Consider the following 25,783-nt stretch of genomic DNA (forward strand, 5'->3'; position numbering starts at 1 on the left):
AGATAGGCTCACTCGCGCCCGGTTGCCAGCCGGGCGCCGCCCGGCACCAGCCGGGTGCGCTGAATGGCGGCGGCTTCCAGCAGCTTTTGCGCCAGCGCCCGGCAACGCTCCAGCGCGGCGGCGGCGGAGGCCGTATCGCCCCCGGTGCTGGCCACGGCAAGAGCCTGGGCCGCCGCTTCGAACTCCGCCTGCCCCGGCAGAGCCTCGGGGCAGCAGCCGGCCAGCGAGGCCAGCGCGCGGGCGTCACGGGCGATGCGGGGCCAGTCGGGGGGCACCTCGTTCAACGAACGCAGGCGGGGCGGCAGGTCGGCCAGCAGGATGTCGAGCTGTTTCACCATCCCCGCCCCCCCCGCCGATCCCGACAGGGTGTGAAGCGATGCGGAATGGCGGGCCGCCGCCTCCTCGCGGCTGACCGGTGCGGCGGCATCGGCCCGTCCGGCCCGCAGCCAGCGCTGCACCGCCATCAGCAGCGCGTCGCGGTCAACGGGCTTGGGCAGGTGGCCGTTCATGCCGGCTTCCTGGCAATCGGCCACGTCCTCGGGCCGCACGGTGGCGGTCAACGCCAGGATGGGCAGGGTGTGGCCGGCGGCGCGGATGCGGCGGGTGGCCTCCAGCCCGTCCATCACCGGCATCAGCACGTCCATCAGCACCAGATCGGCGCCGCCCTTGGCCACCGCCTCCACCGCCTGGGCGCCGTCGGTGGCGGTTTCCACCGTGTGGCCGGCCCCCTGAAGCATGCGGGTGACCAGTTCGCGGTTCATGGGCACATCCTCCACCAGCAGGATGCGCCCGCGATAGAGGCCGCTGACCGTGCCCGCCGCCCCGCCGCCGCCGCCCGGCAGGTCGGCGGGGGTGCCGGCCGCCGGCAGGGTCACGGTGACGGTGATGCTGGTTCCCTCCCCCACCGCGCTGCGGATGAAGAGGGCGCCGCCCATGGCCTCGCACAGGCGGCGGGTGATGGCCAGCCCCAGCCCGGTGCCGCCATAGGCCAGGGACGAGCGGCGGTCCACCTGCGGAATCCCGCTCAGCAACTGCTCGCAGCGTTCGGGGGGTATGCCGACGCCGCTGTCGCTGACGGTGAAGGCCAGCGTCACCCCCGCCGGCCCGCGCCCCTGTTCGCGCACGCTCAGGTCCACATGGCCGCGGGGGGTGAATTTGACGGCGTTGCTCAGCAGGTTCAGCAGGATCTGGCGCAGCCGCGCCGCATCGCCGACGACGAAGCCCGGAACCCCGTCCGGCCCGCCTGCCGCTCCCCCCATGTCGAGCCGCAGGCTCAGCCGCTTTTCCCGCGCCGCCGGCCCCACCAGCGACAGCACATGGTCCATCGCCTCGTGCAGGTTGAAAGGGTCGCTGCGCAGGTCGATGCGCCCGGCCTCGATCCGCGTCAGGTCCAGGATATCGTCGATGACGGTCAGCAGCGACCGGCAGCTTTGCCGCAATTGCCGGGCGTAGTGGCGCTGGTCGTCCCCCGCCGCCAGATCCTCCAGAAAGGTGGCGTAGCCCACGATGCCGTTCATGGGCGCGCGGATCTCCTGCCCCAGGGACGCCAGGAAATCGGCCTTGGCACGGGCGGCCAGTTCGGCCTGGACCTTGGCCTGGGTGGCCTCCGTCAGGCGGCGGTGCTGGCGCGTCAGGTCGCGGGACGCCCGCAGCACCCGCGGCGGACGCCCCTTGACCGCCGGCAGCGGCACCAGAAGCGTATCCCACACCCGCACGGTGCCGCCGGCCTCATCCGTTTCTTCGCACGGCAGGGGGACGCCCATGGACAGGCAGCGGGCGGCGTTTTCCTCCACCGTGCGGGCCAGGGCGGGGGGCAGCACGTCCGCCGGGCGGCGGTGGACCAGACGGGTGGCGGGCACCCCCGCCTCCGCCGCCATGGCGGCATTGACCGCATCGAAGAAGAAGGCCCCGGCCTGCGCCTCGTCCCGGCTCAGCACCGCCAGGCAGTCGCCCGCCCGGTCGAACAGCAGCCGCGCCTCCGCCTCGCGCACGCGAAGGGAATCGCATTCGGCCTCCAGCGCCCGTACGCGCAGCCGGAACCGCCGGACCGGCAGCGCCAGGACCGCCGCCAGGCCAAGGGCCGCCGCCGCCAGCCCCAGAAGGATATCCGCCGCCTCTACCATCTCGCCGCCCATGGCCCGCCTCTGCCCGCTCCCCCTGCGTGGGGAATAAGACTGTTGGGGGAATATGGCTCTGATTTTCGGACTATGCAGTCCCTATCTTGGGTGTGATAAGCGACCCGCTGCCGCAGCCGTATGAAGGGGGCGGCACAACAGCCGAGGATGAGATTCGCCATGGACCGCGTGCAATGTGTGGTGGCCGGTGCAGGGGTGGTCGGGCTGGCCATCGCCCGCACCCTGGCCCGTGCCGGGTACGAGGTGGTGGTGCTGGAGGCCGAGGGCGCCATCGGCACCGGCACCAGCTCCCGCAATTCCGAAGTGATCCACGCCGGGATCTATTACCCCACCGGCTCGGTGCGCGCCCGGCTGTGCGTGGCGGGACGGGACAGGCTGTACCGCTATTGCGCCGGCCGGGGGATCGAGCACCGCCGCACCGGCAAGCTGATCGTCGCCACCGATCCCACCCAGAACGCCAAGCTGGACGCCATCGCCGCCCAGGCCGCCGCCAACGGGGTGGACGACCTGCGCCGCCTGACCGCCGCCGAGGCCCGCGCGCTGGAACCGGAACTGGCCTGCACCGCCGCCCTGCTGTCGCCGTCCACCGGCATCATCGACAGCCACGGCCTGATGCTGGCCTTGCAGGGAGAGGCGGAGGACAAGGGCGCCATGATCGCCTTTCACAGCCCGCTGACCGCGGCCCGCGTCACCGGGAACGGCATCGAGCTGGCGGTGGGGGGCGAAGAACCGTCCACGCTGGCGGCGGACATCCTGGTCAACGCCGCCGGGCACGGAGCATGGGCGGTGGCGCGGGCCGTCCACGGGCTGCCGGTGCGCCATGTGCCGCCGCGCCATCTGGCCAAGGGCAATTACTTCGCGCTGGCCCAGGGGCGATCACCCTTTTCCCGGCTGGTCTATCCCGTGCCGGAGGACGGGGGACTGGGCGTGCACCTGACGCTCGATCTGGGCGGGCAGGCGCGGTTCGGCCCCGACGTGGAATGGTGCGAGTCGCTCGATTATGCGGTGGACCCGGCCCGTGGGGAGCGCTTCTACGATTCGATCCGCCGCTACTGGCCGGCGCTGCCCGACGGGGCGCTGGTCCCGGCCTATTGCGGCATCCGGCCCAAGCTGACCGGGCCCGGCCAGCCGGCGGCGGACTTCGTGATCCAGGGGCCGGCGGACCACGGCGTGCCCGGCCTGGTCAACCTGTTCGGCATCGAATCGCCGGGCCTGACCGCCTGCCTCGCCATCGCCGACACGGTGGCGGGCATGCTGGCCGGCGGGCGGGCTTCTTGATCCGATAACCGCCTTTCCCATCTAATGGGGCACCGGACGGGGCCGCAACGGCTGCGGACCGTCATTCCCGGACGCCGGAAACGGGTCCGCCCCAGCAACTCGCTCGCGCTTTGAGGAGGTTTGCGCCATGACCACCCGCCTTTCCCTGTTCAGCAGCCCGCTGCTGCTGGGGTTCGACGAATTCGAACGCACGCTCGACCGCATCGCCAAGAATTCCGCCGAGGGATACCCCCCCTACAACATCGAGCGGATCGGCGAGGACGGCTACCGCATCACCCTGGCGCTGGCCGGTTTCACCGCCGCCGACCTGTCGGTGCAGGTGGAGGACAACCAGCTCGTCATCCGCGGGCGCCAGCAGGACGACCGCACCCGCGTCTATCTGCACCGCGGCATCGCCGCCCGCCAGTTCCAGCGCAGCTTCGTGCTGGCCGAAGGGATGGAGGTGGTCGGCGCCTCCCTCGACAACGGTTTGTTGAACATCGACCTGAAGCGCCCCCTGCCCGAGCCCAAGATCCGCACCATCAAGATCGAACAGCCCGCATCCGGCACCGGCGCCGCCGGCCCCCACACCATCGACCTGGATGGCGACGGTCGCGGAACCTAATTATTCAAAGACTAAATATGGCCGCCGATGACAAAACTGTTCGCAAAAGCACCTGAAGACGTTAGGGTTACCCCGTAAATCAAGCAGAAAGGGGCACATCCGTGGGAGTGGCCAGCGCAGAAACGCAAGGATCGGCGGACGTGCCTGCGGCACGCCGCCGTGCGTGGGATGACGAAGCGCGCGACGCCCTCCACATCATGCCCCTGTCGGCCATCCCGTTGGAAACGCCGGGTTTGCAGCACGCGCGCCTGATCAAGAACGTGCGTCTGCAAACCGTGGTCGAGATGTTCAACGACGCCAGCGCCGGCAGCGGGCAGGTCTATCCCCGCGATATCTCGGTCTATTTCGAATCCTACAAGGACGAGGTGGAGCGCGACCTGAAGAAGATCGACAAGATCGCCCAGGCCGCGTCGTTCGACGTCTACACCTCGCGCATCGAACTGCGCCGCCTGAAAATCAACGTCAATGACCATGAGGCGTTGACGCTGTCGGACAAGAAAAAGGCCGAACTGACGCAATACATGACAGTCTTCACGCGCCCGTTGATCGAATATGTTTATGGCACTGAACAGTTGCAGATCAACAGCGTGGACGACCTGATCGGCATGTTCGCCAACCCCAACCGGGACGAGGCGCTGCGCAACCTGCGCATGATGGCCGACCGGCTGGACATCGAGCTGATGGGCATCCCCACCTTCCTGGAAGAGTACGGCGACATCTTCCTGTCCCTGGCCTATTTCAAGAAGTGCCTGGACGAAATCGTGCCGGAGGTCGAACGCTTCATCACCTGGATGGAAGAGGTCAAATCGTCCAGCGAGGTCAAGCGCGATCCGCGTCAGGTGAAGATGCTGGCGGAAATCACCCGCGACCTGACCGACATCACCACCTCCATCACCGGCCGATTCGAAAGCTTCGATAACAGGTCGAAGGATTTCTGGCGCGACATCAACGCCGAAACCTTCCACTCCATCCGCGACCTGATCCAGTCGCACCACACCACCATCGGCGGCGTGCTGTGCGGTCTGGCGGTGAAGATGGCGCTGTGGAAGACCCGCTTCGCCCGCGGCGGTGGCGGTCCCAACCGCCGGATGGAATTCATCAAGTCGGAAATCCTGCCCGGCCTGTCCCACATTCGCTCGCTGGAACAGTCGGCGGCCCGCTCGAACGTGTGACCCGCGCCCGCGGCGCGCCTGTTCGGGTGTGATCGGTTCAAACGGAATCGTTTGAAGCGTGACCCACACGGAAAACCAAAATCCTGGAGTCCTCCAGGCACGTCCGGCAACGGTGTCGCCTGCTACCCCACATGGGTCAGGGACACCGCCCACCGCCCGTCGGCGGCGCGGACCATCTCGCCGCGCGCCACGGGGGTGCCGCCGGCCAGCACCGTCACCGGCTCCCCCACCCGCCGGTTCAGCGTGACCACCGTGCCGTGGGCCAGCGCCATCAGGGCGGCCATGGCCATTTCCGCCTCGCCGATCAGCACGCTGACCGTCACCGGCACCTGTTCCAGCGGGTCGGGATCCGGCGGCACGGCGGCGGCGGCATGGGCCGGGTCCTCCTCCCACCGCGGCAGGGTCAGGACGTGGTGCGGAGCCTCATCCCCCGGCGGGTGCCCCTCCGCGCTCCTGTCCACCGACAGCGCCCAAAAACCGTTGCGGATGCCCAGCCGCCCTTCGGCCAGCGGTTTGCCGCCGGTTTCCAGCACGACCCGCCCCGGCTCGGATTCCAGCACCAGCAGCATGCCGGGAGCCCAGCGCAGCATCGCCCCCAGATCCACCGGCGCCGTGCCCGCGACCGCCTGCACCGGCACGCGGGTGCCGGCGAGCGCGCCGCGCAGATGGGCGGCCCACAGGGGATCGTGGCCGAAGCGTTCGCCCATGAACGGCTGGCGCAGCAGGTCGCGCACCGGCTCCAGCAGCGCCCATGGCAGGATCAGGCCGATGGTGCCGGCCACCCCCTCCACCGACACCAGCAGGTCGATGACGAAGACGCCGTTGCAGGGCCGCTCGATGGCGGCGAACCGCGGGTCGTCCTCGATCCGGTCGGGGGTGAAGGTCACCGGGGCGATGGGGTCGAAGGCGGCGGCCAGATCCCCCAGCGCCAGGGACGCCACCAGGGCGGCCAGCGCCCGGTCGATGGCGGTGAAGGGCCGCCCCGCCACCCGCAACCCGGCCGTCGCGGCCACCCCCCCCATCAGGGCATGGCCCAGGGTTTCCTGCGCCGGCCGGTCCAGCACCAGCAGCCCGTAATGGTCCCACGGCTGGGCGCGGAACGGGACCAGAAGCCGGCCCCCCGGCTCCAGCCCGTTCAGCCAGTCGCCGAAACGCTGGGAGCCGATGCGGGTCAGCCCCACCTGCACCGGGCAGCCCAGGGCGTTGCGGATGGAGGTGGACAGCATGCGCACGAACCGGTCGAGCGCCACCTCCATCATCGGCAGCCGTTCGGTGCTGACGCGGGTGCTGTTGATCATGGTCAGCAGCCCCGGCGCCATGGCCGGCACGGTCCAGCCGGGCGGCTCGCCCGCCGGGGGGGACGGGCGGGGCGGCAAGGGAGCCTCAAGGGCCGCCGCCGCCTCGTCCCGCAGGGCGTCCGGCAGGGATTCGACGATGGACATCACCTCGGCCCGGCGGTCGGCGGCGACGGCGGCCCCCGGCGCCAGAAGCGTGTCGCGCAGGACGGCGGCCACCGCGTCCCACACCGGGGCCGGAAGGGGGCGGGTGGCGGCCATGGCCTGGACCACCGGGGGCCGGCGCTCCGCCGGCAGGGCCGCCAGCACCGCCGCCGCGCACGGACGCGGCAGCACCAGCAGCAGGGCCGCGATGGTCTGCGGCGATTCGGGCGCCAGACAGGCGGCCACCCGCGCGGGCGGCAGCGCCGCGATGTCCGTCACCACCGTCCCGTTCGCACCCCCGTCCATCGCCGCCTCCATGCCCGCAACCTGACGGAGTGTTCGCCGGATGCGACTGGAAATCAACGGGAAAGGGCTGTTGTGCGGCGCCCCGTCACGCCCCTTGGGCGGCGAGATCGGCCAGCGCCGCGCCGGTCAGACGGTAGGGCAGCCACTCTTCCATGTGGGTCAGGCCGATGCGGCTGTAGAAATCGCGCGCCGGATTCCAGTTCAGGACGTTCAGGTCCACCCGGCGGCAGCCCGCGGCCACGGCGCGGCGGGCGATTTCGGTCAGCAGCGCCCGGCCCACGCCATAGCGCCGCGCCTCCGGCTTGACATAGAGATCCTCGACGAAGATTCCGTGGCGCCCTTCCCAGGTGGAATAGGTGCGGAAGGTCAGGGCGAAGCCCGCCGGCTCCCCATCGACCTCGGCGATCAGGGCCTGGAACACCGGGTCCGGCCCCCAGCCGTCGCGGCGGAAATCCTCCGCGGTCGCCTTGACCGAGTGCAGTTCCTTTTCGAATTCCGCCAGATCGCGGACGAAGCCCAGAATCACATCGGCGTCCTGCTCCACGGCGGAACGGACGGTGACGGCGGGTGCGGAGGGGGGAGCGGCGGAGGTCGGCATGGGGGCACCGGATCGGCAAAACGGTTAGGATCGAGGGCATGGACGATAACGGCGCCCTCCCACTCCGGCAACGGTCTTGCGTCCGCCCCGCCCGTGCGGCGGAGGTGGCGGCCCTGCGCGCCCTGGTGGCGGCGGTGGACGCCTCCACCCCCTATCTGCCGCGGGAACCGGGGGAATGGCCGGCGTGGTGCGATGGCCCCGATCCGGCGGCGTCGCTGGCCCGCTTCCAGGCCCGGCCCAACGGGTGCGTGCTGGTGGCGGTGGAGGGCGGCACGCTCATCGGCTGGCTGGGCGCCACCGGGGGGCAACAGCCGGTCACCCGCGGCAGCGTCACCGTCGCCCTGGGCGTGGCGGCGGACCGGCGGGGCCGCGGCATCGGCACGGCGCTGCTGACCACCGCCCGCCGCTGGGCGGAAGGGGCCGGGGTGCGGCGGCTGGACCTGACCGTGGTGGCGGACAACCGGGCCGCCGCCGCCCTTTACCGCCGTCTGGGCTATGAGGACGAGGGCACGCTGCGCCGCTCGGCGCGGGTGAACGGCGCCTGGCAGGACGAGCATGTGCTGGCGCTGCTGCTGGACACCGCCGGCCCCCGCTGCCCGCCCCTATCCCCGCCGCCCCGGCCCGGCCCGCTGGCAGCGGCCCGGCAGGCCATCATCCGCCCCGCCGGGGACGGGATCTTTCACGCCGAGGCCGGGGGCATGGTTCTGGGCACGGCCATCCTCACCCGCAACACGCTGGCCCGCGAACGGCACGACGCCGGGCTGCGGCTGAATGTGCGGCGGGACGCAGGGGGCCATGGGCTGGGCCGCCGGCTGCTGGCCGCGGCAGAGGATTGGGCGCGGGACAACGGCCTGGAGCGCCTGACCGCCCGCATCCTGGCCCACGACCCGCACGCCCGCCGGTTCGCCGCCACCGCGGGCTTTGCGGAAGAGGTGCTGTGCCGGTCGGCGGTGATGCTGGACGGGTGCGTTGCGGACGCGGTGGTGCTGGGCCGGCTGCTGTGAACGCCCGCTATTCCGCCGCGGCCCTGCGCAGCAGAGACACACCCAGCGAAAGCTGGTCGAGCCGTCCATCCAGACGGCTGAGTTCCTTCACACAAGCAACGCCGAGCATCTCCTTGGCCTGACGCATGTCCTCCTCAAGACGGCTTTGTCCGTCCTTGAGAGCGGCGACATCGTTCAAAAGCGTATCGGTCTTGGACAGAAGCTCAAGGAGAAGCGGCTTGAGGTCGGCGGACATGGCGTGAACCCCGGCGGTTTCCGGCCCGGTCTACACGACGCCCAGGAACGCATCCATATGAATGCAATGATTTGCCAGCCAGGACAAAAGCAAAAAGCTCCAGAGGCAGACCCTCTCTCGGAGGACATGCCGGACTGGAGCTCAGCGCTTGATTCTGTGATCGCCCGAAGGCAATGGCGGATGGGGGGAGATTCGAACTCCCGATACCCTTGCGGGTATGCCGCATTTCGAGTGCGGTGCATTCAACCGCTCTGCCACCCATCCTTAAGATGCCGTGCGGTTCGAAGTGGCGCGGAACCTAATCAAAAGCCCCACCCCCTGCAAGCAGAAAAGTGAGGCTCCCGATAAATTTTTCACCGGCCCCGTTTCCGCTCAGCCGATCTCGTAGGCGCGCTCGCCGTGGCTGGGCAGGTCCAGTCCCTCGAACTCCACGTCGGGGCTGACGCGGCGGTCCAGAACGGCGCCCAGGCCGCGGACCAGGCCCCAGGTGGCCACGCCCGACCACAGGGCGGTGACCGCCACCGCCATCACCTGCACGCCCAGTTGGTCCCACAGGCCCATGCCCGGCGCCAGCCCGCGCCCGCCCATCTCGGTCAGGGCAAAGACCGACAGCAGCACCGAGCCCACCATGCCGCCCACGCCGTGGACCGCGAACACGTCCAGCGAATCGTCGATGCGCCAGCGGAACTTCACCAGCAGGACGGCGTAGAAGCACACCGCCGCCCCGGCCACGCCCAGCGCCATGCCGCCGCCCGGCCCCACATAGCCCGCCGCCGGGGTGACCGTCGCCAGACCGGCGATGCACCCGGTGACCAGCCCGATGGAGGTCGGCTTGCCCACCTTCAGCCATTCGATGGCGGTCCAGGTCAGCGCCCCGGCACTGGCCGCCGCGTGGGTGGCCAGGATGGCCGAGGCGGCACCGGCGTCCGCCGCCAGCGCGCTGCCGCCGTTGAAGCCGAACCAGCCCACCCACAAAATGCCGGCCCCGGCCATGGTCATCGCCGGGCTGTGCGGCGGAATCAGCTCGTGCGGGAAGCCGCGGCGCCGGCCCACCATCACCGCCGCCACCAGCGCCGACACGCCCGCGGTGGTGTGGACCACGATGCCGCCGGCAAAATCCAGCGCCCCCATGCCGGCCATCCAGCCCCCGCCCCACAGCCAATGGGCCGCCGGCAGATAGACGATCACCGTCCACAGCGCGCTGAACACCACGACGAAGGCGAAGGGAACCCGTTCGGGGAAGGCCCCGATCATCAGCGCCGGCGTGATGATGGCGAAGGTCATCTGGAACAGGGCGAAGACCATTTCCGGCAGCCCGTTCGATTCCATCACCGGGTCCATGCCGGCCAGGAACGCCTTGTGCAGCGTGCCCAGCCACGGCCCCCCGGCGTCGAACGCCACGCTGTAGCCGAACGACACCCAGATCAGCGACACCACGCAGCAGATGGCGAAGCAGTTCATCAGCACCGACAGCACATTGCGCGCCCGCACCAGCCCTGCATAAAAAAGCGCCAGCCCCGGCAGCGTCATGAACAGCACCAGCGCCGAGGCGATGAGAATCCAGGCGGTGTTGCCCGCCGTCACCCCCGCATCCGCCGCCCACGCCGGGGCCGACGCCCCGAAAACCCCCGCGACACCCGCCGCCAGCCCCCCGGCACGGCGGCCCAACACTCCGAAATCCATAATGCCGTTTCCTTGATCCTGGACGGTTTTGCCCTTGGCGCCGCCCATATGCCCATTTCTTGTGCGTCATGCCGGTTCCGCAGGCGCCTGCTGAGTCGCCCCACGGCCCCGCCGCCTGTCTTTTCCACCCTGGCGGCATGGTGTGCCGGCACATGAACGGAAGATCTTTGCAAAAATTATGCCTTATTTTTGTGCATGATTGTTGAGATTGCCCACAATCAGGGCGACCAGTGACACGAACGCCACCGTAAGGCGGCCGGCAGAGGCTTTCTTGACCGTTCCTTGACTCCCCTGTTGACTCGAACAGGGTGATGCGTATAAATCCCCGCTCTCACAAGCGGGCCGGCACCTTTGAAACGGTGGGCGGGCTACCCGCCGTTTGGTATGAAACAGGCAGTGACGACGATGTTTGCAGTGATCCGCACCGGCGGCAAGCAGTACAAGGTCGCCAACGGCGACGTTATTCGGGTTGAGAAGCTGGAAGCCGAAGCCGGCGCGTCGATCACCCTCGACGATGTCCTGCTCGTCAGCGACGAAGGCACCACCACCATCGGCACCCCCACGGTGGCCGGTGCGTCGGTCGTGGCCGAGGTGATCGCCCAGGACCGCAACCCCAAGGTCATCATCTTCAAGAAGCGGCGCCGTCAGAACTACCGCCGCAAGAACGGCCACCGCCAGCACGTGACGGTGCTGCGGATTACCGGGATCAACGGCGCGGCCTGACCGGCCCGCCGCCTTGCAGTTGGAGTAGCGAAGAATGGCACATAAAAAGGCAGGCGGTTCCTCGCGGAACGGCCGCGACAGCGCCGGCCGCCGTCTGGGCGTGAAGCGTTTCGGTGGTGAGAACGTCATCGCCGGCAACATCATCGTGCGCCAGCGCGGCACCAAGTTCCATCCCGGCGCCAACGTCGGGATCGGCCGCGACCACACCCTGTTCGCGCTGATCGATGGTCAGGTGACCTTCAAGCACAGCAGCGCCGGCAAGACCTTCGTCACCATCACCGCTCCGGCCGTCGCCGCCGAGTAACGGCAGCGGCCTCCGGGCGTTTGGTGACGTGACCGGGCACGGTTCGCCGTGCCTGGAACAGTCAGGTTCGAATCGGGGGGATCGGGTGACCGATCCCCCGATTTGCGTTTCCAGAGCCCCTCTCTCTTCTCTCTCTTTCGGTTTGGTGCGGCCATGAAGTTCCTCGATCAGGCCAAGGTCTTCGTCAAGAGCGGTGACGGCGGTCCCGGTGCGTGCAGTTTCCGCCGGGAAAAGTTCATCGAATTCGGCGGCCCCGACGGCGGCAACGGCGGCCGTGGCGGCGATGTGGTGATCGTGGCGGAAAGCGGCCTCAACACCCTCATCGATTACCGCTACCAGCACCATTTCAAGGCGCAGCGCGGCCATCACGGCATGGGGCGCGACCGCAACGGTGCCCGCGGCGAGGATATGATCCTGCGCGTGCCGGTGGGCACCCAGGTGCTGGACGAGGATCAGGAAACCATCCTGGCCGACATGACCGAACCGGGCCAGCGCGTCGTTCTGATGAAGGGCGGCGACGGCGGGTTCGGCAACGCCCATTACAAGACCCCCACCAACCGCGCCCCGCGCAAGTTCCACCCCGGCTGGCCGGGCGAGGAACGCTGGGTGTGGCTGCGGCTGAAGCTGATCGCCGACGCCGGTCTGGTGGGGCTGCCCAACGCCGGCAAGTCCACCTTCCTGGCCGCCACCACCGCGGCCAAGCCCAAGATCGCCGATTACCCCTTCACCACGCTGGCGCCCAACCTGGGCGTGGTGCGCGCGGGCGACGAGGAGTTCGTGCTGGCCGACATCCCCGGCCTGATCGAAGGCGCGCACGAGGGCCACGGGCTGGGCGACCGCTTCCTGGGCCATGTGGAGCGCACCCGCGTGCTGCTGCACCTGATCGACGGCACGCAGGAGGATGTGGTGGATGCCTACCGCATCATCCGCAACGAGCTGGCCGCCTATGGCGGGCATCTGGCCGCCAAGCTGGAGGTGGTCGGGCTGAACAAGTGCGACGCCCTGCTGGACGAGGAAATCGCCGAGAAGAAGGCGGCGCTGGAAGAAGCCTCGGGTGCGGAGGTGATGGTTCTGTCCGGTGCCGCCGGCATGGGCGTGCAGGCGGTGCTGTACCGTCTGCTGACCGTGATCCGCGAGGCCAAGAACGAAGGCCCCGGCGTGCTGGCGGTGCCGGCCACCAAGACGCTCGCCCCCGAGCGCCCGGCGTTCAAGTCCAAGCTGGCCTATATGGACCCCGACGAACGGGCCGTCTTCACCGGCGAGGATCTGGACGAGGAGTGGGACGAGGACGAGGATCTCGACGAGGACGATCTGGACCGGGATGATTCCGCCCCCGCCGACCTCGCCCATGTGAACGGCCATGGGGAGGACGAAGACTCCGACGACGGCAGCCTCGACGGCGAGGCGCTGGAGGAGGAGGATCCGGACGACGAAGACCTTGATGACGAAGACCTTGACGACGAGGACTTCGAAGAGGAGGACTTCGACGGCGAATCCGAGGACGACGGCTCGGACGATGACGAAGGTGATGATGACGATGAGCAGCGGCGCCCCCACTGAGGCCGCCTCCACCCCGGTTTCCCCCGAAACCGTCCTGCCGGCCCCGGCCCTTCCGACTCTGAAGGACGCCCGGCGGCTGGTGGTCAAGATCGGCTCGGCCCTGCTGGTGGACAGCACCAGCGGCCAGATCCGCCGGGCCTGGCTGGATGCGCTGGCCGACGACGTGGCCGCCGCGCGGGCGCGGGGGACGGAGGTGGTGATCGTCACCTCCGGCGCCGTCGCCGCCGGGCGCGAGCATCTGGGGCTGGTGGGCCGCCCCCTGCGGCTGGAAGAAAAGCAGGCCGCCGCCGCCACCGGCCAGATCCGGCTGGCGCACGCCTATCAGGAAACCCTGGCCCGCCACGGCATCACCGTGGCCCAGGTGCTGCTGACCCTGGAAGACACCGAGGAGCGGCGCCGCCACCTGAACGGCCGCGCCACCATCGACACCCTGCTGAAGCTGGGCGCCATCCCGGTCATCAATGAGAACGACACGGTGGCGACGGCGGAAATCCGCTTCGGCGACAACGACCGGCTGGCGGCGCGGGTGGCGCAGATGATTTCCGCCGACACGCTGGTGCTGCTGTCGGACATCGACGGCCTTTATACCGCCGACCCGCGCAAAGACCCCGGCGCCGCCCACATCCCCGTGGTGCGCGAGCTGACACCCGAAATCGAGGGCATGGCCGGCGAACCGCCGCCCGGTTACAGTTCCGGCGGCATGGTGACCAAGATCGCCGCCGCCCGCATCGCCATGTCCGGCGGCTGCCGCATGGTGATCGCCCGCGGCAACCGGCTGAACCCGCTGGGGGCGCTGGAAACCGCAACCGCCGACGGCGGGGCGCTGTGCACGTGGTTCCTGCCCGCCTCCGAACCCAGCAGCGCGCGCAAGGCGTGGATCGCCGGGCACCTGAAGGCCGAAGGGGTGCTGACCGTGGACAACGGGGCGGCGGTGGCGCTGAAGCAGGGCGCCAGCCTGCTGCCCGCCGGCGTGGTGGCGGTGGACGGCAGCTTCGACCGCGGCGACACCGTGATCGTGCGCGACGAGGAGGGCCGCGAGCTGGCCCGCGGCATCAGCGCCTATGGCGCCGGGGAGGCCCGCCGGATCCTGCGCCGCAAGAGCCACGAGATCGAAGCGATCCTGGGCTACCGTGGCCGGAACGAGATGATCCACCGCGACGATCTGGTGGTGCGGTGATGGCCGCTCCCCTTCCCCGCCCCCCGCTGCAGGCCGTGCTGTGGGACATCGACGGCACGCTGCTGGACAGCGAGGTCTGGCACCAGCGCGCCACCATCGCCGTGTGCCACGACTGCGGCTATCCGCTGACGGAGGCGGAATACGCCGCCAGCCTGGGCATCGCCTTCCCGGAATTCTACGCCCGGATTGCGGCGCGCCAGACGCTGCCCATGGATTACCACACCTGGGCCAACGCCATCACCGACCGTTACGAAGCGCGTCTGGACGAGGTGATGCCGCGGGCCGGCGCCTTTGCCCTGGTGGAGGAATTCGCCACCCGCGGGCTGCGTCAGGCGTGCGTGTCCAACGGCGGGCGCCGGGTGGTCACCGTCAACCTGACCGCCATGGGCATCCGCCATTTCGAATTCGCCGTCTGCCGCGACGACGTGCTCAACGGCAAGCCCGACCCAGAGCCGTACCTGCTGGCCGCCCGCCGCATGGGCATCGACCCGGCGGCCTGCGCGGTGATCGAGGACAGCCCCACCGGGGTGCGCGCGGCCCGTGCCGCCGGCATGCTGGCCGTGGCCTGGCCCCAGCACGAGGGCCTGAGCTTCGACGCCGACCACGTGGTGTCCCACCCCAACGAGGTGGATTGGGACAGCCTGTGCGCGGTGTACGAGGAACTGGACCGGCTGGCGGCGGACTGAGGGTGTGAATGCCGAGGGGGGCTCCCCCTCGGCGCTCCCCGGCAGGGGCGGGAGCCCCTGCACCCCCGATCAAAAAGGTTGAGGGGTTCACAGGGCACTCGCCTTCCGCTACGCTGTTGCGGTGCGGCAAGGAGTATTCCGATGAACATCCTCAATCCCTTCATCCCCGATCCGGCGGACACCCTGATGGTCACCATCGCCTCCGAGTTCGAAAAGATCTTGGAGAAAGGGGCGGTGGGCACACCGATCACCGTCGGCCAATACACCATCGTGCCGCTGCTGATCACCACCTTCGGCATCGGTGTCGGCGGCGGCTCGATTCTGGGCGAACCGGCGGGCGGCGGCGGGGGCGGCGGGGTGATCCCTTGCGGGGTTCTGGTGATCGGCCCCAATGGCGTCGAGCTTAAGCCGCTGTCGCCCGAATTGACGGCTCACGCCTCCGATGCCGTCGTCCGCGTGGTCCGCGAGGCGACGTCCGGCTATTCCAAAACCCGCGTATCCACCCCCAAAACCACCCCCGTACCAGCCTGACACCCTCCTCAGACGGGTTCCAAGGGCCGCCGGCTCTTGAGTGGAGGTGCCGGGGGCAAAGCCCCTGGCGCTACGGTATCACCGTCTCCACCGCATCCGCGGTGACCGACACCGCCGTGCCGGCAGCCGAGGTGGCCAGACCGGCCACGGAACTGACCGTGCCGCACCCGGCCAGAACCAGGGCCGCAAGGGCCATCGAAAAAAGCTTCGCCATTCCCACCCCCACCATTGACCTGCCCCCAGCATCGCCGGCCATGGTTAAGGTTGTCTTGATCCGGCGAAACGATAGGTGCTCCGCCCCACGGTCTTGGCGTCATAGAGCGCCCGGTCCGCCGCCGACAGCAGCGCGCCGGGGTCCAGCCCGCCCACGGGCGCGCAGACGATGCCGATGCTGAGTCCGATGGACACCGGCGCGTCCCCCACCCGGAACGGCTGGGCCACCGCCTGGATCAGCCGTTCGGCCACGGCGGCGGCCTCCGCCGGGCTGGCCTTGATGGGGTGGATCACGGCGAATTCGTCGCCGCCCAGGCGGGCCACGGTGTCGCTGGGCCGGGTGACGGCGCGCAGGCGGGCGGCCACCTCCCGCAGCACGGCATCGCCCGCCTGATGGCCGTGGGTGTCGTTCACCGGCTTGAAGCGGTCCAGGTCCATGCACAGCAGCGCAAAGGGCTGCCGCCCGTCCCGAGCACCGGCAATGGCTTCTTCCAGGCGCCGGGCCAGCAGGGCGCGGTTGGGCAGCCCGGTCAGGGGATCGTGGGAGGCCAGATGCTCCAGCCGCGCTTCGGTCCGCTTGCGCTCCGCCACCCCGCGGACGGAGGCGACATAGCCGTTTGCCTCGCCCGACAAGGGATCGTGGGTCAGGCGCACCGACGCCTCCATCCACACCCACGAACCGTCCTTGTGCCGCTGGCGCATCTCGGTGACGCCGATGTCCAGGTCGCCGGCCCGCACCCGCCGCATCATGGCGCTGAAGGGCGGGGCGTCGTCGGGGTGGACCAGCTCCGCCGCCCGGCGCCCGATCAGCTCCTCCGGCTCATAACCCAGCAGCGTGCGCACCGAAGGGGAGATGTAGAGCCGCACGCCGTCCAGATCGCCTCGGACGATGGTGTCGGTGGAGGTCTCGGCCAGCAGGCGGAAATCCGCCTCCCGCCCCGCAGCGGCGCAGGCGTCACGGAACAGGTCCAGGGACTGCCCCGCCAGGGCTGCCAGATCGTCCAGGGCGGCCCGGCCGTGGGCATCGAGGCGGCGGGGCCGGATATCGTACAGGCACAGCCGCCCGGTGCCGCAGCGCCCGAAGGGAACGCAGGCGAAGAAGCGGACCGGCGGGTGCCCCACCCCATCCTCGGTCACCACGGGATCGTCGGGCCAGACGCCGGGGGCCGTGACCGCCGCCCACGCGCCATCGTCCAGGCTGGCCCACCGCCCGCCCCCATCGGTCCGGTGGACGGTGACGGCGGGAACGGCGAACAGGACGCGCGCGGTGCGGCACAGGGCATCGAACCGAAGCTCCGGGACCGCCGCCATCGACCTCTCCGCCACCATCCGATCCTGCCCTATCCGTTCGCCCCTGAACGACTATGGAAGAACGCAGCCAAACACGGAACCGCGGGCATTGAAACCCCAAAAGCAAAAGCGCCCCGCCTGGAAGGAGGAGCGCTTGAACCAAAGACCACGTCACTTGAGAGAAGAGATGGTGGGCGCAGTAGGGATTGAACCTACGACCCCACCCGTGTGAAGGGTGTGCTCTCCCGCTGAGCTATGCGCCCATCTCTTCTTACCGTTTTGGCTTTCGATCCGGTCCGCTTCGTTTCGCTACCGTTTCGACCGCCGCCGTGGTGGAGCGGTTTCTAAAGATCCGGCGCCTGTCTGTCAACGCCTTTTTTTCAGAAAAAATCAGACCCGTTCGGCGACCCAGATCACGGCCTTGGTTCCCGCGCGGATCGCCGCCGACAGCAGGGGATAGGCCACCGCCTGCTCCGCCCCGTTGGCCAGCCCGATGTCGCGGTGCTGCACCTCTTCCGCCTGGAATTTGGTGATGCTGTCCTTGAGATCCTGCTCGTCCGGCCCGAGCTGGGCGAGCTGGCCGGCGTAGTGGCCGTCGATCACCTCCTCCACCGCCACGGTGCAGGCCATGGCCGCGCGCTCGCCCATCAGCGCCGTGCCGGCGCCCAGCGCAAAGCCCGCCACGTGCCAGAGGGGCTGGAGCAGCGTCGGACGGACCTGCCGCTCCACAAGCTGCTTTTCGAAATACTGCAGGTGCTCCAGCTCCTGATCCGCCATGTGGCGCAGGGTCTGGGCGTGGCGGCCGCGGCCCATGACCGCGATCTGCCCCTCATAGATGCGCTTGGCGCCGTATTCGCCGGCATGGTCCACGCGGCAGATGCGGGCCAGACGGTCGTCGGGCAGCGGGTCGCCGGGTAGCCGGCCACGCTTGCGGGGGGCGGATTGGGTCATGACGCGCTCCGGGTATAGACGGCGCGGGCCGAAGCCAGGGCATAGGCCGCCAGCGCCAGGGAGATGACGACGTTGTACCCCGCCATGGACACACCGAACAGCGACCATTGCACCTCGTCGCAGCGGGTGATGGGGGTGGCCATCAGGCGGGCGCGCAACTCCTCCACCGACAAGGTGCCGATGGGGGCGGTGCTGCCGCAACTGGCCGTGCCGGCCCACAGGTGCTGCTCCACACCCACGTGGTAGACGGCGATGCCGGCCCCGGCCAGCAGGGCAAGGCCGCTGGCCACCAGCAGCGCATCGCCCACCCCTTGCCAGCGGCGGAACAGCACGGTGACGATGGCGAAGATCAGCACGGCCACATAGGGCCAGCGCTGCCAGATGCACAGGATGCAGGGCTGATAGCCGAAGCCGAACTGAAAGATCAGTGCTGCGGCAAGAACCCCGGCGCTGGCCGCCCCCAGCAACAGGGCGGGCAGGCGGGGATCGGTGAAAAGCTGACGAGGGATCATGCGGACGAGGCTTTCCGGTCAGCGGCGGCGTATCCGCCGGATACCCCACCTATACCGCACCGCCAGCACCACCGGAAGCCGGCACGAAAGGGGACGCGGACGCCGCCGGCCCCCTCCCCTCCCCACACCGGCCGGGAGGGCCGAACCCTTACGCCACGCCGACGCTGCGGTCGTCGTCGCGCTTCTTGGAATTGCTCGGCTGGTACGCAATGGCCGCGTGCTCCGCGCAATAGGGCAGGCCGGCCAGGGCCTGCTTGCCGCAGAAATGGAAATCCTGGTGCTTGGGATCGCCGACCGGCCATTTGCACATGCGCTCGGTCAGGCTGAGGATGGTCGCCCCCTTGGTGGGCTTTTTCTTGATGGGCGAAGGGCGGCCCGACAGGCCAAGGCGGTGCGCCTTGCCGATCACCGCGTTGCGGCTGATGTCACCCAAGGCATCCGCGATTTCGCTGGCGCTCAGACCTTGTGCCCAGAGGTCTTTCAGACGCTGAATCCGTTCATCCGTCCAACTCATGCCCGTCTCCGCTGCCCCTGTCTCGTCTGGCACCGCATGTTCCGGCGCTTGTGCGCGCGCCTGATCCCGGCCTTGTCCCACGCCACGGAATGCCGCCGCAGGAGAGAGGGCTGGTTTTCCATAAATCGCAACATTTAGTGCCGCAATACGGTAAAACTACCAGATGCACGGCACCACGAACAGGGGGCAGTCGCAACATTCCTGTGCATAAGTGGAACACCCGGCGCATTTGGAACCGGGTGTGACCATAGGGACAACAGCCGCCGGAGTCACGGATTCTTCGACTCCCGCCTTTCTTTCGGATAAGCCCTTGCCATGTCTGGATTGTTCGCCGCACGGCTTGAGGTATGCGGATACCGGCGTATGCCGCAGCCCATGTTATGGTTTTGAAATCTGCGCAGGCTCGTGCGGCGTAGCGCCGCAGCCCGCCCGGGCGGCGGCGCCGGAAGCGCAAGAAAACATCGCCTACGCCGCCGAGAAGCCGGATTTTCCGTCAAAATTGCACAAATTTTCGGTCTGAATGAAATCCAGTCCGGCGGCGGCGATGCGGCCCAGCAGGGCCACGATCTCCCCATGGGTGGTGTGCCCGCCGCGCGCCAGGAAACGGCAGCGCCAGTGGTCGGTGCAGAACACCCCGGCGTGCCCCTCGGGCCAGACCTTCTGGCTGCGGTTGGAAATGCTGGACAGCACCAGCCCGTCCCCGGTCAGGGGCAGGACGGCGGCCGCCAGATCCGCCGGGCTGCCGCCCGACCAGTGAAAGAACACGTCCACCCCCACCAGATCCTTGCGCACCGGCCCGCGCGGGGACAGGTGGATGGCACGGTCGAAGGCCGGGCGCATGCCGGTGGCATAACCGACGCTGGGCAGGGTGACCGGCAGTTCCCCCAACCGCTCGATCACGGAGTCGGCGAACGCCTGGGTGCCCACGCGGTAGCGGCTGAGCCCGCGGGAGAAGATGTCCACCGTGTGGACCCCATCCTCGATGGTGCGCAGCCACGCGTTGTGGACGCGGGCGGCCACGTCGCCCTGTCCGATGTGGACCAGCATCATCACCGCCGCCATCATCAGGCCCGAGGGGTTGGCGATCCCCTGCCCCGCGATCATGGGGGCGGAGCCATGGATGGCCTCGAACATGGCGCAGTCGGGGCCGATGTTGGCCGACCCGGCCAGCCCGACCGACCCGGTGATCTGGGCGGCGATGTCCGACACGATGTCGCCGTAGAGGTTGAGCGTGACGATGACGTCGAATCGTTCCGGCTGGTCGGCCAGCCGGGCGGCACCGATATCCACGATCAGGTGATCGGCCTTGATCTCCGGGTATTCCGCCGCGACCTCCTGGAAGATGCGCAGGAACAGCCCGTCCGTCAGCTTCATGATGTTGTCTTTGACGAACGCCGTCACCTTGCGCCGGTGGTTGGCGCGGGCGTATTCGAAGGCATAGCGGATGATGCGTTCGGAACCGGGCTGGGAGATCAGCTTGACCGACTGGATCACGTCGTCGGTCTGGCGGTGCTCGATGCCGGCGTACAGATCCTCTTCGTTCTCGCGGATGATGACCACATCCATGCGCGGGTGGCGGGTGCGCACATAGGGGTGGTACGACACGCACGGGCGCACGTTGGCGTACAGCCCCAGCGTGGTGCGCGCCACGACGTTGAGGGATTTGAAGCCCTGGCCCTGGGGCGTGGTCACCGGCCCCTTCAGGAACACGCGGGTGCGGCGGATGGATTCCCACGCCGCCGAATCCAGCCCGCCCACATGGCCCTGACGGTAGGACGCCTCGCCCACGGTGATGCGGTCCACGTCCAGCCGGGCGCCGGCCGTGGCCAGCACACGCAGGACGGCCTCCATGACCTCGGGTCCAATGCCGTCGCCGTCGGCGACGGTGATGGGGGTGGGGGCAAGCGAATCGGCGTCCGTCATGTGGATAACTCCCAGCAGCGGCTGGACCCTAGACGGAGCGCAAGAGAATTTCAATGACATGGCTCAGAGCCGGGGCCACCGTTGCGCCATCACGGTTGTTTCCCGGCGTCCGTGCGCTATCCTGATGCCTCAACAACCGGGGGCCGGCATGGAGTTCCGCATCCAGAACGGGGTGACCGCGACCGAGGTGTTTCTCAGCGGCAAGCTGACCATGCGCGATCACGACGCCTTTTTGCAGATGGCCGACAGCGCCGCGGGCAGCGGCGCGGGCCGCGTGGTCATCGACCTGTCGGGCATCGATTTCATCGACAGCGCCGGATTGGGGCTGCTGCTGGTGGCCCATGAAAAGGCCAGGGCACAGCACCGGCAGGGCGTGATTTTGCGCCGCCCGCAGCCCCATATCCTGCGGCTTCTCGACCTGGGCGATTTCCGCCGGGTGATGACGGTCGAAGCCTGAGGTCAGAAATAGCGTTCGGGGATCTGCACCACGTCGTCGGGCATCACCGGGGTGGTGATGGGAGCCTTGTAGACGTTCTTGCCGGGGTCGCTGCCGCGGGTCACCAGCACATAGTCGTTCTTGGCGCGGTAGGTGAAGCCACCGGCCATGGCCACCGCCGACAGGGCGGTCATGCCGTTGACGTACGCGTACTGGCCGGGGTTGCGCACCTCGCCCAGGATGAAGAAGGGACGGTGGTTCAGCACCTCCACATTCACGCGGGCCTCACGGACATAGCCCTTTTCCAGCCGGCGGGCGATGTCGGCCTCCACCTCGCGGGGGGTGCGGTTGCGGGCCTGCACCTCGCCGATCAGCGGCATGGCGATGGAGCCGGTCCCATCCACGCGGAACTCGCCCGACAGTTGCTCTTCTCCGAACACGATGACGCGCAGGGCATCGCCGGACCCCAGACGGTAATCGGACATCTGGGACAGGCCGGTGGGTTCGGGCGGTGCATCCTGGCTGGCGCACCCGGACAGAGCCAGACCGGCCCCCAAAACGGACAGCCCGGCCAATCGGAACATCATGCGACGGTTCATTGCTGCAGACCCTTTTTCTTGATCGGCACGGCCGGACACCCCGGCCCCGGTGAAGAAGACAGGGCAAGCCTAGCAAGTCCGGGCCGGCTGTAAAAAAGTGGAGTCGCATTACCTCCCCCGGTTGAGGGGATCGGTGACGAAGGGCCGATAGGGCAATAGAACCGGCAACAGGCATAACAGAAACGCCCGCCAAAAGGCGGGCGTCTATGCTTAAAGAAAAGTGCTGGTGATTAGAGCTGTGCGCCCAGGCGCAGATAGACCAGATTGTCTTTGTAGTCGTTGATGGCGTCCGACGACCGTTTTTCATAGGTATAGCCGCCGGTCACCGACAGATAGCGGTTCACCTGATAGGTGGCCCCGGCACCCAGCGTATACACATCGTCGGTGCGGCTGATGCCGTTGTAGTCGTCGGTGCGGTACTGCGCCCGCCCGTTCAGCAGCAGCGAGCGCAGCAGCTCGTGGTCCACGCCCAGCGCCACCAGCGTGCGGGTGTAGCTGGAGGCCACGCGCCCGTTCTGATAGACGAGCGTGTCGCGCACCTGCCGGCTGGCCTGCCCGGTGACGGTGGTGAGCTGGGTCACCGACCAGTTCAGCCGGCCCCCGACCGTGAAGCCCGAGAAATCCTTGTAGATGGCGGTGTCGTAGGACCGTTCCATGTAGCCGGCGAACACCTCGCCCGTCAGCAGGCCGGTCAGGTCGAAGGCCGCCCCCCCAACCACCTCGTACCCGTCCGAATCGCGGCTGGGCGATCCGGCGGGGGTGTGGTTGTAATGGGATTTGACCAGCGCGCCCTGGATGAACGCCTCGTACCCTTCGGCCACCTGATAGCCCAGGCGCAGGGCGCCGCGCGTGTCCCAGCGGTCGCGGTAGTCCTGCGACACCGAACGGCCCGTGGCGTCGGTGCCGTTCTCATAGTTGTAGTAGGTGCCGTTGCCGGTCAGCCGCGTGCTGAACCGGCCGAAACGGTGGGCGTAATAGGCTTCGCCGCCCGTCACGTAATAGACCACGGGCCGGGTGAAGGTGCCGATCAGGTCGGCGTCGCCCGCCCCCTCGTGCTCGCGGCGGAAAAACGCCTCCGCCCCCACCTGCACATCGCGCAGCACATCGACCCGCCCGTTCAGGTTGGTGGCGAAGTCGTTGAAATCCTGGGTCTTGTACTGGGAATAGCGGGCCAGATCCCCCGACGCCCGGAAATTCAGGGCGTGGTTGTTCCAATCCGACCGCACATCCAGTTCCGGGCGGATGACGGTGATGAAGTCGTCCTTGGTGGCGCTGTCGGTGGCGAAGACGTTGCTGTCGTAGGTGCCGCCCACCTCCATCCGCGGCAGGATGCGGAAGCCGCCGGCACGGACGCCGAGCTGTTCGACCTCCGGCCGGGGGCGGGTCAGAACGGTTTCACCCCGTTCCAGATCCTGCGCCGAAGCGGCGGCGGTGACACAGGCAGCGGCCAGGGCCGAGACGGCAAGGAGTTTGGTCTTCATGGATCACCGCGAAGGGAACAGGACGGAACATCGGTCAAACCCCCGGCGGCGGCCCACGCGTGGCCATCCCCCCGGAAGGCTGTGGCCGCCTGCGCGCCAAGCGCGCGGCGCCACAGGGCTGATGTCACCCGATCAGGGGAAGCAGTTCAACCTGTCCCCCCATGGGCTGAAAGGATTTTGCCACTCCTGTGCCCTGCGGGCAACAAAACCAACCCGCTACTTTCGGTGAAACCCTCTGGCGAAAGATATAATACCAGAATATGCAACGTCCGAGTCTCCCGTCAGGCGCCGCCTCATGATGCACACACGTGCGAACGGGTTCATTTGTATCCACCGGCCAGCCCGCCGCCGATCTCCAGACAGCTTTCGGCAATTGCGAGTGTTATGGATGGAAAGAGGCACGACAAGAAAGAAACTTGTCTTTCCATCATCATTACGTCCCAATGTTATTGTCAGGGAAACTTTTCAAAGAAACTCAATAAATTCTTGTTTTTGACTGAAACTGCGACATTACGCCGCATTTTGAGCGGTTGCGAAGACGAAAATGCCCTCATACCCTTTCAGCATATTTCCTTTTGTATATCCCGTTGGTCATCGTGCCTACGGTGTGTTCCCGCTGGGGGTGGATGCGGTGGATGACCTGAGCCAAAACGACAAAGGACACAGCGGTGCCGCCGGAACGAGTCCCGTTCCCCTCTTGCCGTCCGACCACATCAATCACCGCTTGCGCCGGGCGCACCAGCGGGCCAACGCCGTCTTTCAGGACGCCATCGGCGATTCCGCACTGACGGCCACCCAATGGTCGGTGCTGGTCACGCTGTCGCAACAGGGATCGCTGTCGCAAAATCAGCTTGGCCGCTTCACCTCCATGGATCCGGCGACGACGCAGGGCGTGATCGTACGGCTGGCCGAACGGACTTTGGTGGAACGCCGCCCCGATCTGCGCGACCGGCGGCGGACCTGTGTCACCCTGACCGCCCAGGGGCAGGCGCTGGTGCAGCGGCTGCTGCCCAACGCGGTGGAGGCGCACGCGCGCATCCTCTCCCCCCTCACCCCCGACGAGCAGGCACAGTTCCTGGGCCTGCTGGCCCGTCTGGCGTAACGGGGGGAACGCTCAGGCGAGCATATCCAGCAGGCGCTTGGACATGTCGTCGGTGCTTTTCAGCACGGCGGCGTTGGCGGCAAATCCGGTCTGGGCCGTGCTGATGTCGAGGATCACCGCGGGGTCGAGGTTGCCGGCGGCCAGTTGCTCCGTCCCGTCGGCCACGCGGGCCTCGGCCCGCTGCAGGCCGGACACGGCCGCACTTCCCACCGACGACAGCGTACCCGGCGACGGGGTGGACGAACCGATTTCCATGGCAAGACCCTCCGTCCGCGGGGCACAGAACATGCGCGGCGGGTCAACGCTACGCCCGCCGGTCCGGGGCGGTCAAGGGTGCCGGGCGGTCTCCAGCCATGCGGCCAGACGCTCCAGAAACACCCCCACCGCAGCGGGATCGGGCAGCACCCACCGGGCGGCGGTGGCAGCACCGGCGTCCCCCACGCGGATCCCGGCCCCGGCCAGGGCGGCCACCGCGCGGAACCCGTCCTCGTCGGTGTCGTCATCCCCCACGAACAGCGGAACCGCCCCGTCCAGCCCCCCCACCTCCAGAAGATGGCGCACCGCCCGGCCCTTGTCCCACGGAACCGGGGGGCGGATCTCGGCGATTTCCTTGCCGCCGGTCACGCGCAGGGCGGCGTCCGCCGCCGCCCGCCGCACCGCCGCCGCCACCGCCGGCTTGTCCGCCGGGGCCACCTGGCGGGTGTGCACGGCGATGGCAAAGCCCTTGCTCTCCACCAGCACCCCGCCCACCCCGGCCAGGGCCGGTTCCAGCGCCGCCGCCGCCGCCGCCAGGGCGGGGCGCCATTCCTCCCCCACCCGGTGGCGCAGGCCCGGCCCGGCGATGTCGAACCCGTGGGATCCGGCATAGACCAGCCCCGGCAGCCCGACCCTGGCCCGCACGTCGTCCAGATCCCGCCCCGACACCACCGCCACCGGGCACAGGGCCGCCAGCCGTTGCACCGCCGCCCGCATGGCCGGGGCCAGGACCGCCAGTTCCGGGCGGGACACGATCGGCGTCAGCGTGCCGTCATAGTCGAGAAACACCGCCGGCCGCGGGCCCAGCGCCGCCGCAACATCGGCGAACGCCGCAAGGGCCGCGGGCCTGGCCGCACCGGGGTCAGCGATCATCGCAAAGACACCTTTCTCCTGTCCGGCCCCACACATGGGCAGCCGGGGGGCGTCTGTCCGGGAAAAAGCAACGCAAAGACAGGTCAAGCCCCCTGCCCTGCGCCAAAAGAGCGCAGCTTTCACCCCAAACTGTTGCCAAAAGGCAACAAAAAATCGGGAACATGGCGCTTCTGCGGGGGCCAGCGATATTGGGTGTTGC

The 25,783-nt window shown here is 68.6% G+C and carries 26 protein-coding genes, 2 tRNA genes and 1 pseudogene; 12 read left to right on the plus strand and 17 right to left on the minus strand.

All coding sequences use genetic code 11. The annotated features are described in order from the left end of the window. Positions 1 to 8 precede the first annotated feature (8 nt). Positions 9 to 2,135 carry a response regulator gene (locus tag M2352_RS00830; protein ID WP_264662621.1) on the minus strand — a complete coding sequence of 709 codons (2,127 nt, stop codon included), beginning with the start codon at positions 2,133 to 2,135 and terminating at the stop codon, positions 9 to 11. Between the two features lie 159 nt (positions 2,136 to 2,294). On the opposite strand from M2352_RS00830, the gene M2352_RS00835 reads away from it, so the two are divergent. From M2352_RS00835 to M2352_RS00845, 3 genes are all read left to right on the plus strand, one after another. Continuing rightward, the gene (locus M2352_RS00835) at positions 2,295 to 3,413 is read left to right on the plus strand and encodes an NAD(P)/FAD-dependent oxidoreductase (RefSeq protein ID WP_264662622.1); all 1,119 of its coding nucleotides are present in this window, start codon (positions 2,295 to 2,297) and stop codon (positions 3,411 to 3,413) included. Between the two features lie 127 nt (positions 3,414 to 3,540). After that, entirely contained in the window at positions 3,541 to 4,017 is a 477-nt protein-coding gene (locus M2352_RS00840) for an Hsp20 family protein (protein WP_264662623.1), read from the plus strand. 140 nt (positions 4,018 to 4,157) lie between these two features. After that, positions 4,158 to 5,189: a hypothetical protein gene (locus tag M2352_RS00845; protein WP_319802008.1), complete on the plus strand. Its 1,032-nt coding sequence runs from the start codon at positions 4,158 to 4,160 to the stop codon at positions 5,187 to 5,189. A gap of 122 nt (positions 5,190 to 5,311) precedes the next feature. Here M2352_RS00845 and M2352_RS00850 read toward each other — a convergent pair whose 3' ends face one another. Next, complete coding sequence (locus M2352_RS00850; RefSeq protein ID WP_264662624.1) at positions 5,312 to 6,934, minus strand: FliM/FliN family flagellar motor switch protein; 1,623 nt, start codon at positions 6,932 to 6,934, stop codon at positions 5,312 to 5,314. A gap of 85 nt (positions 6,935 to 7,019) precedes the next feature. Beyond that, on the minus strand, positions 7,020 to 7,532 hold the full coding sequence (locus tag M2352_RS00855) for a GNAT family N-acetyltransferase (RefSeq protein ID WP_264662625.1): 513 nt from the start codon (positions 7,530 to 7,532) through the stop codon (positions 7,020 to 7,022). A gap of 38 nt (positions 7,533 to 7,570) precedes the next feature. Here M2352_RS00855 and M2352_RS00860 point away from each other — a divergent pair, with 38 nt between their 5' ends. After that, complete coding sequence (locus tag M2352_RS00860; RefSeq protein ID WP_264662626.1) at positions 7,571 to 8,536, plus strand: GNAT family N-acetyltransferase; 966 nt, start codon at positions 7,571 to 7,573, stop codon at positions 8,534 to 8,536. Between the two features lie 7 nt (positions 8,537 to 8,543). Here M2352_RS00860 and M2352_RS00865 read toward each other — a convergent pair whose 3' ends face one another. From M2352_RS00865 to M2352_RS00875, 3 genes are all read right to left on the minus strand, one after another. Further along, positions 8,544 to 8,771 (minus strand): hypothetical protein, encoded by a 228-nt coding sequence (locus tag M2352_RS00865; RefSeq protein ID WP_264662627.1) that lies wholly within the window; start codon positions 8,769 to 8,771, stop codon positions 8,544 to 8,546. A 174-nt stretch (positions 8,772 to 8,945) separates the two neighbouring features. Further along, positions 8,946 to 9,035 (minus strand) — tRNA-Ser (locus M2352_RS00870). A gap of 108 nt (positions 9,036 to 9,143) precedes the next feature. After that, positions 9,144 to 10,454 (minus strand): ammonium transporter, encoded by a 1,311-nt coding sequence (locus M2352_RS00875; RefSeq protein ID WP_264662628.1) that lies wholly within the window; start codon positions 10,452 to 10,454, stop codon positions 9,144 to 9,146. A gap of 405 nt (positions 10,455 to 10,859) precedes the next feature. Here M2352_RS00875 and rplU point away from each other — a divergent pair, with 405 nt between their 5' ends. The 6 genes and pseudogenes from rplU (at position 10,860) to M2352_RS00905 (ending at position 15,435) form a co-directional block, all read left to right on the plus strand. Next, positions 10,860 to 11,177, plus strand: coding sequence for a 50S ribosomal protein L21 (gene rplU, locus M2352_RS00880; RefSeq protein WP_264662629.1), 318 nt, complete (start codon positions 10,860 to 10,862; stop codon positions 11,175 to 11,177). Between the two features lie 34 nt (positions 11,178 to 11,211). Then, the gene (gene rpmA, locus M2352_RS00885) at positions 11,212 to 11,481 is read left to right on the plus strand and encodes a 50S ribosomal protein L27 (RefSeq protein WP_264662630.1); all 270 of its coding nucleotides are present in this window, start codon (positions 11,212 to 11,214) and stop codon (positions 11,479 to 11,481) included. Between the two features lie 153 nt (positions 11,482 to 11,634). Then, positions 11,635 to 12,801: pseudogene (obgE, locus tag M2352_RS00890) on the plus strand (GTPase ObgE); the annotation flags it as partial. 217 nt (positions 12,802 to 13,018) lie between these two features. Next, positions 13,019 to 14,218, plus strand: coding sequence for a glutamate 5-kinase (proB, locus tag M2352_RS00895; protein WP_264662632.1), 1,200 nt, complete (start codon positions 13,019 to 13,021; stop codon positions 14,216 to 14,218). Continuing rightward, positions 14,218 to 14,904 (plus strand): HAD family hydrolase, encoded by a 687-nt coding sequence (locus M2352_RS00900; RefSeq protein WP_264662633.1) that lies wholly within the window; start codon positions 14,218 to 14,220, stop codon positions 14,902 to 14,904. Before proB ends, M2352_RS00900 begins: the two co-directional genes overlap by 1 nt. Before the next feature lie 141 nt (positions 14,905 to 15,045). Further along, positions 15,046 to 15,435, plus strand: a complete 390-nt coding sequence (locus M2352_RS00905; RefSeq protein ID WP_264662634.1) for a GerW family sporulation protein — start codon at positions 15,046 to 15,048, stop codon at positions 15,433 to 15,435. A gap of 70 nt (positions 15,436 to 15,505) precedes the next feature. Here M2352_RS00905 and M2352_RS00910 read toward each other — a convergent pair whose 3' ends face one another. The 7 genes from M2352_RS00910 to M2352_RS00940 form a co-directional block, all read right to left on the minus strand. Further along, a complete protein-coding gene (locus M2352_RS00910; protein WP_264662635.1) occupies positions 15,506 to 15,649 on the minus strand; it encodes a putative periplasmic lipoprotein in 144 nt (47 codons plus the stop codon). Positions 15,650 to 15,693: 44 nt separating this feature from the next. Further along, positions 15,694 to 16,959: a diguanylate cyclase domain-containing protein gene (locus tag M2352_RS00915; protein WP_264662636.1), complete on the minus strand. Its 1,266-nt coding sequence runs from the start codon at positions 16,957 to 16,959 to the stop codon at positions 15,694 to 15,696. Between the two features lie 167 nt (positions 16,960 to 17,126). Next, positions 17,127 to 17,201: transfer RNA gene (locus tag M2352_RS00920), tRNA-Val, on the minus strand. Positions 17,202 to 17,328: 127 nt separating this feature from the next. After that, positions 17,329 to 17,889, minus strand: a complete 561-nt coding sequence (locus M2352_RS00925) for a demethoxyubiquinone hydroxylase family protein (protein WP_264662637.1) — start codon at positions 17,887 to 17,889, stop codon at positions 17,329 to 17,331. Further along, positions 17,886 to 18,401 (minus strand): disulfide bond formation protein B, encoded by a 516-nt coding sequence (locus M2352_RS00930; RefSeq protein WP_264662638.1) that lies wholly within the window; start codon positions 18,399 to 18,401, stop codon positions 17,886 to 17,888. Before M2352_RS00930 ends, M2352_RS00925 begins: the two co-directional genes overlap by 4 nt. Before the next feature lie 148 nt (positions 18,402 to 18,549). Continuing rightward, positions 18,550 to 18,915 carry a GcrA family cell cycle regulator gene (locus tag M2352_RS00935; RefSeq protein WP_264662639.1) on the minus strand — a complete coding sequence of 122 codons (366 nt, stop codon included), beginning with the start codon at positions 18,913 to 18,915 and terminating at the stop codon, positions 18,550 to 18,552. A 465-nt stretch (positions 18,916 to 19,380) separates the two neighbouring features. Further along, complete coding sequence (locus tag M2352_RS00940; protein ID WP_264662640.1) at positions 19,381 to 20,838, minus strand: NADP-dependent isocitrate dehydrogenase; 1,458 nt, start codon at positions 20,836 to 20,838, stop codon at positions 19,381 to 19,383. A gap of 148 nt (positions 20,839 to 20,986) precedes the next feature. Between M2352_RS00940 and M2352_RS00945 the strand changes: the two genes are divergently transcribed. Then, positions 20,987 to 21,295, plus strand: coding sequence for an STAS domain-containing protein (locus M2352_RS00945; protein ID WP_264662641.1), 309 nt, complete (start codon positions 20,987 to 20,989; stop codon positions 21,293 to 21,295). Between the two features lie 2 nt (positions 21,296 to 21,297). Here the strand turns inward: M2352_RS00945 and M2352_RS00950 are convergent, their stop codons facing one another. Continuing rightward, the gene (locus tag M2352_RS00950; protein WP_264662642.1) at positions 21,298 to 21,861 is read right to left on the minus strand and encodes a polysaccharide biosynthesis/export family protein; all 564 of its coding nucleotides are present in this window, start codon (positions 21,859 to 21,861) and stop codon (positions 21,298 to 21,300) included. Positions 21,862 to 22,103: 242 nt separating this feature from the next. After that, positions 22,104 to 23,354 carry an outer membrane beta-barrel protein gene (locus M2352_RS00955; protein WP_264662643.1) on the minus strand — a complete coding sequence of 417 codons (1,251 nt, stop codon included), beginning with the start codon at positions 23,352 to 23,354 and terminating at the stop codon, positions 22,104 to 22,106. Positions 23,355 to 24,051: 697 nt separating this feature from the next. On the opposite strand from M2352_RS00955, the gene M2352_RS00960 reads away from it, so the two are divergent. Continuing rightward, entirely contained in the window at positions 24,052 to 24,456 is a 405-nt protein-coding gene (locus tag M2352_RS00960; RefSeq protein WP_264662644.1) for a MarR family winged helix-turn-helix transcriptional regulator, read from the plus strand. A 12-nt stretch (positions 24,457 to 24,468) separates the two neighbouring features. Here the strand turns inward: M2352_RS00960 and M2352_RS00965 are convergent, their stop codons facing one another. Both M2352_RS00965 and otsB read right to left on the minus strand, forming a co-directional pair. Beyond that, positions 24,469 to 24,711, minus strand: coding sequence for a hypothetical protein (locus M2352_RS00965; protein ID WP_264662645.1), 243 nt, complete (start codon positions 24,709 to 24,711; stop codon positions 24,469 to 24,471). Between the two features lie 72 nt (positions 24,712 to 24,783). Further along, entirely contained in the window at positions 24,784 to 25,584 is an 801-nt protein-coding gene (gene otsB, locus M2352_RS00970) for a trehalose-phosphatase (RefSeq protein ID WP_264662646.1), read from the minus strand. Positions 25,585 to 25,783: the final 199 nt, after the last annotated feature.

Source organism: Azospirillum fermentarium (genome assembly GCF_025961205.1).
Classification (GTDB): domain Bacteria; phylum Pseudomonadota; class Alphaproteobacteria; order Azospirillales; family Azospirillaceae; genus Azospirillum; species Azospirillum fermentarium.